Annotated in this window: 7 protein-coding genes; all 7 read right to left on the reverse strand. The window is 72.1% G+C overall.

Annotation, left to right across the window (positions count from 1 at the left end; translation table 11 throughout):
- Nucleotides 1-38: 38 nt before the first annotated feature.
- A complete protein-coding gene (locus ACFWH7_RS00610) occupies nucleotides 39-410 on the reverse strand; it encodes a sterol carrier family protein (protein ID WP_378214534.1) in 372 nt (123 codons plus the stop codon).
- Between the two features lie 54 nt (nucleotides 411-464).
- The gene (locus ACFWH7_RS00615) at nucleotides 465-2048 is read right to left on the reverse strand and encodes an RNB domain-containing ribonuclease (protein ID WP_378214535.1); all 1584 of its coding nucleotides are present in this window, start codon (nucleotides 2046-2048) and stop codon (nucleotides 465-467) included.
- A 217-nt stretch (nucleotides 2049-2265) separates the two neighbouring features.
- Nucleotides 2266-3150: an ABC transporter ATP-binding protein gene (locus ACFWH7_RS00620; RefSeq protein ID WP_378214536.1), complete on the reverse strand. Its 885-nt coding sequence runs from the start codon at nucleotides 3148-3150 to the stop codon at nucleotides 2266-2268.
- The gene (locus tag ACFWH7_RS00625; protein ID WP_237841601.1) at nucleotides 3147-4076 is read right to left on the reverse strand and encodes an ABC transporter ATP-binding protein; all 930 of its coding nucleotides are present in this window, start codon (nucleotides 4074-4076) and stop codon (nucleotides 3147-3149) included. The genes ACFWH7_RS00620 and ACFWH7_RS00625 overlap by 4 nt, the downstream gene beginning before the upstream one ends.
- Nucleotides 4073-5233: an ABC transporter permease gene (locus ACFWH7_RS00630; RefSeq protein ID WP_378214537.1), complete on the reverse strand. Its 1161-nt coding sequence runs from the start codon at nucleotides 5231-5233 to the stop codon at nucleotides 4073-4075. The genes ACFWH7_RS00625 and ACFWH7_RS00630 overlap by 4 nt, the downstream gene beginning before the upstream one ends.
- The gene (locus ACFWH7_RS00635; protein WP_378214538.1) at nucleotides 5226-6224 is read right to left on the reverse strand and encodes an ABC transporter permease; all 999 of its coding nucleotides are present in this window, start codon (nucleotides 6222-6224) and stop codon (nucleotides 5226-5228) included. Before ACFWH7_RS00635 ends, ACFWH7_RS00630 begins: the two co-directional genes overlap by 8 nt.
- Before the next feature lie 46 nt (nucleotides 6225-6270).
- Nucleotides 6271-7950: an ABC transporter substrate-binding protein gene (locus tag ACFWH7_RS00640; protein ID WP_378214539.1), complete on the reverse strand. Its 1680-nt coding sequence runs from the start codon at nucleotides 7948-7950 to the stop codon at nucleotides 6271-6273.
- Nucleotides 7951-8215: the final 265 nt, after the last annotated feature.

Here is an 8215-nt window from a genome sequence, read left to right on the forward strand (position 1 = left end):
AACACGTCCGCCCGTGCCGTCGCGCCCGGAGCAGCACCTCAGCGGGGGCGAGCCGCCTGGAGCGGCAGGAGCCACGAGATGTCGGAGCGCTCGCCCGACGCGCGGACGCGGCCGTCGGCGACGGCGTCGGCCCACGCGAGCGTGCCGGTCACGAGGCCGAGCCACGTCTGCGGGTCCGTCTCCACGACGTTGGGCGGCGTCCCGCGCGTGTGCCGGGGGCCCTCGACCGCCTGCACCGCCCCCGCGGGCGGCACGCGCACCTCGACCGTGTGCCCGGGCGCCACGTCCGCGAGCTCCTCGAGCGTGAACCGCACCGCGGTCGTCACGGCCTTGCGGTCGGTGGGGTCGGCGCGCCACGCCGCCAGGGCGAGGCGGCCGGCGGCCGGGTCGGTACGTCGTCGGGCAGGCACGAGAGCCAGGTTAGGTGAGCGGGCGACGAGATCGGCACTTCCCGTCGAGCTCGCTCAACCGACGGTGAAGCGGACGCGGCGCTGCGCCACCGACGCCTCGCGCAGCGTCGCCCTGACCGGGTCGCCGAGCGGGAGGTCGGTGCCCTCGGTGCTCTCGACCGGCGCGCGGACCGCGGGGTCGGTGAGCACGACCTGGCCGCGCCGCACGCTCGACGCGTCGCCGCCCTCCCGCTCGAGGCGCCGACCACGCTCGCTGTCGTCCTCGACGTCGACGACGACGCCGTCGAACTCCTCGCCCTCGCGCCCGCTCAGCAGCGCCGCCTCGACGACGTCGACGATCGCGCGCTCGTACGACCCCGCGCGCTGGCCCGTGCGCGCCATCGTGCGCGGCAGGCCGGGCAGCGCGTCGAGCACCCAGCGCGGGACGTCGTCGCCCGCGCACAGCGCGAGGCAGACCTCGGTGCCGTACCGGTCCACGAGCCGGCGCAACGGCGCCGTGACGTGCGCGTACTCGGCGCCGATCGCGGCGTGGGCGGCGTCGTCGGGCACGCCCGACTCCTGCCCCGTCCCCCCGAACGCCTCGTACGACGCGCCGCGGAAGAGCGACGTCGCCTCGTTGAGGAAGGCCGCGTGGCGCGGGACGCGCGAGTCGAGGGTCGGCACGAGGTCGGCGTACGCCGTCTCGCGCGACCAGTCGATGCCGAGGGCGCGCGCGGTACGCCGCAGGCGCGCGAGGTCGCGCGGGTCGGCCTCGGGCAGCGCGCGGAAGACGCCGACCCCGCCCGCCCGCATGAGGCGCGCCGCCGCGATCCCCGTGAGCAGCGAGATCTGGGCGTTCCACCCCTCCGCCGGGAGGGTCGAGCGGAACTCGAGGCCGAACGTGCCGTCGTCGAGCGGGACGATCTCCTGCTCGGGGACCTCGAGCGACACTCCCCCACGCTCGCGCTCGCGCGCGAGCCGCAGCTCGCCGACCTCCCGGAGCAGGAGGAGCGCGGCGCCGCCCGCGTCCTCGGACCCGCCCGCGTCGATCGCGACCTGGGCCTCGTCGTAGGTGAGCCGCCGCGTCGACCGCACGACGGCGCGGCGCACCGTCGCGTCGAGGATCTCGCCCCGCGCGTCGAGCACGACGCGCCACGCCGCCGCGGGGCGTTCCTGGTCCGGCAGGAGGCTCGCCGCCCCCTCGGAGAGCACCGCGGGGTGGAGCGGGGTGCGGCCGTCGGGCGCGTAGAGGGTCGTCCCGCGCTCGTGCACCTCGAGGTCGATCGCCCCGCCCGGCGCGACGAACGCGCCGACGTCGGCGATGGCGTAGTGCACCACGTAGGCCGCGCCCGCGGGACCTGCCGGGTCGTCCCCGGCGCGCTCGAGGTGGAGCGCCTGGTCGAGGTCCATGGACCCCGGCGGGTCGATCGTCACGAAGGGCACGTCCCGCAGGTCGACACGGCCGTCGCCGACGACGGCGCCGCCGTCCCGGACGACGGCCTCCGCCTCGGCGAGCACCGCGGCGGGGAACGACTCCGGGACCTCCATCTCGCGGCGCAGGGCCGCGAGCGCGTCGGTCACGGTGGCGGCCTGGGCCACGGAGGGCGTCGGCGCGGAGGACTCGGCGGGGCGCACGAGGCGTAGATGACGGGCGGGCACGAGCCCGACCCTACCCACCCGCCGCCCGGCCGTCTCCCGCCCGATCGCCTCCCGGGTCGTCGCGACCACCGGGTCGAGGACGGCGGCACGCGTGGAAGGGCGCGCGGGCCAGGGCGTCCGACAGACCTGGCCCGCGCGACGGGTACGCGCCACCACCGACGCGTACGACGGCAGCACACCCGCCGCCCGGATCGAGCGGGCGACGGGTGCGCCGGTCTCACATGCCGCGCGTGCCGAACCGGTCGCGGTCGGCGCCGTCGCCCGACCCCGCCGCGGCCGCCGCGAGCCCGCGGCGCACCTCCTCGCGCAGCTTCCCGTGGTTCTGCGGCTCGGGCGCCGCACCGAGGAGCAGCTTGGTGTAGTCGTGCTGCGGGTCGAGGATCACCTGGTCCGACGGGCCGCGCTCGACGACGTTCCCGCGGAACATCACGAGGATCTCGTCGCTGAAGTGCCGGGCGGTCGCGAGGTCGTGCGTGATGTAGAGGACCCCGAGGTTCTCCTCGCGCTGGAGGCGGGCCAGCAGGTTGAGCACCCCGAGCCGGATCGACACGTCGAGCATCGACACCGGCTCGTCGGCGACGAGGAAGCGCGCGCCCGGCGCGAGCGCCCGGGCGATCGCGACGCGCTGGCGCTGTCCGCCCGACATCTCGTGCGGCTGCTTGGCCGCGAACACGGGCGCCGGCGTGAGGTTCACCCGCTCGAGGAGCTCGTGGACCCGCGCGTCGAGCGCCTCGCGTCCGCGGGCGACCTTGTGCAGGCGCAGCGGCCGCTCGAGGTGGTGGGCCACCGTGTGGAACGGGTTGAGCGACGCGAACGGGTCCTGGAACACCATCTGCACGTCGTGCCGGTAGGCGTCCAGGCCGCGGCCACGGGTGGCGGACGGCTTGCCGTCCAGCAGGATCTCGCCCGACGTCGGCGTCTCGAGCTGGGCGATCATGCGCGCCACCGTGGACTTGCCCGAGCCGGACTCGCCGACGACCGCGATCGTCTTGCCGGGCTCCAGCGTGAACGACACGTCGTTCACCGCGCGCAGGCGCGTGCGCCGCAGGCCCTTGCGGATGGAGAAGTCCTTGACCAGGTTGCGGACCTCGAGGGTGCTCATGCGTGCGGTCCTTCCTGGCTCTCGCCGGTGCCCTCGCCCGTGCGGACGAACGAGCCGCGGTCGCCGGTGAGGCTCGGGAACGAGCCGAGCAGTCGGCGCGTGTACGGGTGCTGGGCGCCCTCGAAGATCGACTCCGCCGTGTCGATCTCGACGATCTCGCCGCGGAGCATCACGGCGATGCGGTCGCTGATCTCCAGCAGGAGCGGGAGGTCGTGCGTGATGAACACGACGGCGAACCCGAGCTGCTCGCGCAGCCGCATGATCTCGCGCAGGATCCCCCGCTGGACGACGACGTCGAGGGCCGTCGTCGGCTCGTCCATGATCATGACCTGCGGGTTGAGCGCGAGCGCCATCGCGATCATGACGCGCTGCCGCATGCCGCCCGACAGCTCGTGCGCGTAGCTGTCGAGGCGCAAGGGGTCGACGCCCACGAGCTCGAGGAGCTCCGCGGACCGGGTCGCCCGGTCCTTGCGCGACATCCCGGGCCGGTGGGTCTTGAGGACGTCCCCGAGCTGGTCGCGCACGCTGATGACCGGGTTGAGCGAGTTCATCGCGCCCTGGAACACCATGGAGACCTTGTCCCACCGGAACGCGCGCAGGGCGTCACCGGAGAGCGCGACGACGTCGACGTCGCCGCCGTCCTGGTCGTGGAACGTCACCGTCCCGGACGTCAGGAGCGCCGGGGGCTTGAGGAGGCGGTTGATCCCGTACGCGAGCGTCGTCTTGCCGCAGCCCGACTCGCCCGCGAGGCCGAGGATCTCGCCGCGGTGCAGCGTGAGCGACACGTCCTTGACGGCGTGGACGACCGGCTCGACCTCGTAGTCGATCGAGACGTGCCGCGCGGTGAGCACCGGTTCCTTGCCGACGAGGTAGGCGGCGTGGCCCTCGCTGGTCAGCGGCCCGGTGGCCGTGGTCGTGGCGGTCATGCGCCTCCCGTCTCCTTCGCGTCGTCGGCGTCGGTGTCCGTGCCGTCAGGGTCGCTGCCGTCGGTGCCGGGGGCGTCCGAACCCGCGCCGTCGGGGTCCGCGTCCACGGCGAGGCCGGCCTTGCGGGCCTTGCGCACGCTCTTGACCGCGGCCGGCCCCAGGCGCAGCCGGGGGTTGATGATCTCGTCCAGGCTGAAGTTGATGAGGGCGAGCCCGCAGCCGAAGAGCGCGATGAGCAGGCCCGGCGGGACGAACCACCACCACATGCCGAGGCTCAGCGCGTTGTTGGCGCTCGCCTGGTTGAGGATCGTGCCCCACGTGATCGACCCCGACGGGCCGAGCCCGAGGAACGACAGCCCCGCCTCGGCGAGGATCGCCAGGAGCACCGCGCCGAGGAACTGCGCCGTGAGGAGCGGCAGGAGGTTGGGGAAGATCTCCACGAGGATGATCCGCGGCGTCTTCTCGCCCGCCACGCGCGCCGCGGACACGTAGTCGCGCGCACGCAGCGACTTGGCCTGCATGCGGAGCACGATCGCCGCACCGGGCCAGGCCGTGAGGCCCAGGATCACCGCGACGACGAGGAGGGACCGCGTCTGGAGGTAGGCCGAGATGACGATGATCAGCGGCAGGCCCGGGATGACGAGCATGATGTTCGTGACGAGCGAGAGGGCCTCGTCGGTGAACCGCCCCCGGTAACCCGCGACGATGCCGAACACGATCGACAGCACGAGCGCGATCGCGCCGGCGATGAGGCCCACCATCAGGGAGCCCTGCCCGCCGTAAGCGACCTGGGCGAAGATGTCGTTCCCGATGTGGTTGGTGCCGAGCAGGTGCTCGGTGCTCGGCGGCAGGAACCGCGCGTTCGCCGTGGAGCGCGGGTCCTGGGTGAAGAACGGCGCGACGAACGTGAACAGCAGGATGCCGACCACGAGGACGATCCCGGCGGTGAGCTTGCCGGACCGGCGCGGGAGCATCGCGCGCAGGCCACGGCGGGCGGGCGCGGCGGGGGCGTCCTGCGCCGCGGGGACGTCCCGGACGTCGGGGACGATCCCCTCCGTGGTCGTCGCCGGCGCGAGGCCGTCGACCACGACCGTGGCGGCGGGGGCCGCGTCGGCGGCGGGGGTCACGATCTCCGTGTCGCGGGTGTTGTCAGACATTGGCGCGCGCCCTCGGGTCGATGAATCCGTAGATGATGTCCATGAGGAAGTTCGCCGCGAGCACGGCGAGCGTGATCACGAGGAACGTGCCCTGCATGAGCGCGAAGTCGCTCGCCTGGACCGCGTTGAACAGGAGCTTGCCCAGACCCGGGTAGCTGAACACCTGCTCCATGACGACCGACCCGGCCACGACGAACCCCAGCGCGACGCCGAACCCGGCGAACGAGGGGAGCGCGGCGTTGCGGGTCGCGTAGGTGATCGCGACGCGCATCCGGCGCAGGCCCTTGGCCTCCGCCGTCGTGACGTAGTCCTCGGACAGCGTGGACACCATCATGTTGCGCATCCCGAGCAGCCAGCCGCCCACCGACGAGAGCACGATCGTCAGCGCGGGCAGGAACCCGTGGTAGATCACGCTGCCGACGAACGCCCACGACCACTCGGGGCCGTTGTCGAAGCCGAAGATGTCGTAGCTGCCGATCCGCGGGAACCACCCGGTCGTGACCGAGAAGACGGAGACGAGGATGAGGGCGAGCCAGAAGTAGGGCACCGCCTGGAGGAGCGTCGACGCGGGGATGATGCTGTCCACCCACGTGCCGCGCTTCCAGCCGGCCCACGCCCCCAGCCCGACACCCAGGACGAACGAGATGATCGTCGCGAGTCCCACGAGCCCGACCGTCCAGGGGAGGGCCTGGCCGATCAGCTCGGTGACGGGCTGGGGGTAGTAGGTGATGGAGATCCCGAGATCTCCCTGGAACAGGCGCCCCCAGTAGTCCACGTACTGGTCCCACAGGGAGGCGTCGCCGTCCGCGCCGAAGAGGAGGTCGATGCTGTTCTGCATCTGGGGCGTCAGCTCGCCGCCCTTGCGCAGGAACTTGTCGATGAAGATCTGCTTGGGGTCACCCGGCATGAGCTTCGGGATGAGGAAGTTCAGCGAGACAGCTGCCCAGAGGGTGATCACGTAGAACGTGATCCGTCGTGCGTAGTACCTCATGTCGCGAGTCCCTCGTTCCTCGATCCTCCTCGTCGGCGCGGTCGCATCAGCTCGCCGGCTCGAGCTTCGAGAGCACGACGCCCAGCGAGACCGTGCTCCAGGACGGCGGGAAGGCGTAGAGGTCGTCCTCGGTCGGCCAGCCCGTGAAGTCCTTCGTGTCCATGAACGTCTGCGAGGCGTTCACGACCACCGGGATGTAGGGCAGGTCGCGGACGATCTCCTCCTGGATGACCGCGTACTGCTCCTGCTTCGCGGCCTCGTCGTTCGTCGAGGCAGCCGCCTCGACCGCGGCGTCGACCTTCGGGTTGGTGTAGCGCACGTAGTTGAAGAGGCCGGACTCCATGACCTCACCGACGGGCCGCGTGTAGTCCGTCGTCATCCACTGGCGGTAGATGCTGAACGGGTCGTCGAGCGACGGGCCGGTGATGCCGCCGACCATGAGCTGGTAGGTGCCCGCGACCCGCGCGTCCGACATCTCCTGCTGCGTGACCTTGTTGTGGACGATCGAGATGCCGGCGGCCTTCGCCTGCTCGACGAGCAGGTCGCCGACCGCGTTGTAGTCGTTCCAGCCGTCGACCGTGATGAGGGTCAGCTCGACCTTCTGGCCGTCCTTCTCGTAGATGCCGTCCGCACCCTGGGTGTAGCCGGCGTCCTCGAGGACCTTCGACGCGGCCGCGGCGTCTGCGGTCTGCGGGCTCTCCGCCTCGACGTCGGGCGAGATCCAGCGGTCGTCGCGACCGAGGAGCGCGAACGTCGGGGACGCGGTCGCGGCGAGGCCGGCGAACGCCTTCTCGTTGATCTCGGTGCGGTCCATGGCGAGGTTGATCGCCTGGCGCACCGCGACGTCGGTCTGCGGGCCGGTGCAGCCGAGGTCGACCGACACGCACGTGTAGATCGTCGTCGGGTCCTGCGGCGTGTTGATCATGCTCAGACGCCCGTCCGCGGTGATGCGGTCGGGGTCGGCGACGAACATCGCGGTCCAGTCGACCTTGCCCGTGGTCATGAGGTCCTCGGCGCTCTGGTTCGCGTCGATGCCGAGGTAGCGGACCTTCTTGACCTGGGGGGCGCCGTCCCAGTAGTCCTCGTTCGCGACGACCGTGTAGGCCGCCTCGGTGACGGCGTCGGCCTTGTACGGACCGGTGCCGACCGGGTTCTCGTTCGCGAACGTCACGAGGTCGTCGACCTCGGACCAGATGTGCTCCGGCACGACGAGCGACGTGCCGAGGAGCTGGACCTCGGACGTGAACTGCGGCGAGTCGAACGTCCACTTCACGGTGTACGGGTCGACGGCCTCGACCGAGACGACGAAGTCGCGCTGGGCGGCCTCGTTGGTGTGCGAGAAGACGACGTCGTCAGCGTCGAAGTCCTCGCCGTCGGTCCACTTGACGCCCTCGCGGAGCTTTACCGTGAGCTCGGTGCCGTCCTCGGACCACTCGAAGGACTCACCGAGGCGGGGCTCGGGGGCGCTGGCCTGGGCCTTGTTGTAGTAGAAGAGCGGCTCGTAGATCGCGCCGTTCGCCGCGTGCAGCGGGTTCGGCGAGTAGGGGTTGAAGTTCGCGACGATCGGCGTCTGCGTCCCGGCCCACACGTTGAGCGTGCGTCCCCCGCTCGCGCCCTCGTCCCCGTCGCCGTTGCCGCCCCCGGAGCAACCCGCGGCCAGGAGGGTCACGCCGGTCACGAGCGCAACCGCCGTGAGCAGACGCTTGCGCGCCGTGCTTCGAATCATCATCGGTCCTTTCGCATGGACGACGCGTCCTCGCGTCGTTCGTCGTGGCGCCCTCGGGCGTGTGGCAGGAACACTAACTAACTCGCCGCGTCGTGCCGATGAATACGACAGGAAAGTTACCTAACTGAGACATGTGACAGTCCGCCCCTGGCCTGACCAGCAGCGACGGCCGGCCCCGCGAGGGGCGGGGGGGCCGCGGGGCGGGGGGGGGCGCCCCGCGGGGCGGCCGGCGCGGGGGGGGAGGGATGCGACCGAGCGGCGCCGC

The organism is Cellulosimicrobium cellulans (genome assembly GCF_042723955.1).
Taxonomy (GTDB): Bacteria; Actinomycetota; Actinomycetes; order Actinomycetales; family Cellulomonadaceae; genus Cellulosimicrobium; species Cellulosimicrobium cellulans_H.

What these genes read in the sequence shown, in the direction of transcription:
- ACFWH7_RS00620 (WP_378214536.1), bottom strand. Translation starts at nt 3,150, where the DNA reads ATGAGCACCCTCGAGGTCCGCAACCTGGTCAAGGACTTCTCCATCCGC.
- ACFWH7_RS00625 (WP_237841601.1), bottom strand. Translation starts at nt 4,076, where the DNA reads ATGACCGCCACGACCACGGCCACCGGGCCGCTGACCAGCGAGGGCCAC.
- ACFWH7_RS00630 (WP_378214537.1), bottom strand. Translation starts at nt 5,233, where the DNA reads ATGTCTGACAACACCCGCGACACGGAGATCGTGACCCCCGCCGCCGAC.
- ACFWH7_RS00635 (WP_378214538.1), bottom strand. Translation starts at nt 6,224, where the DNA reads ATGAGGTACTACGCACGACGGATCACGTTCTACGTGATCACCCTCTGG.
- ACFWH7_RS00640 (WP_378214539.1), bottom strand. Translation starts at nt 7,950, where the DNA reads ATGATTCGAAGCACGGCGCGCAAGCGTCTGCTCACGGCGGTTGCGCTC.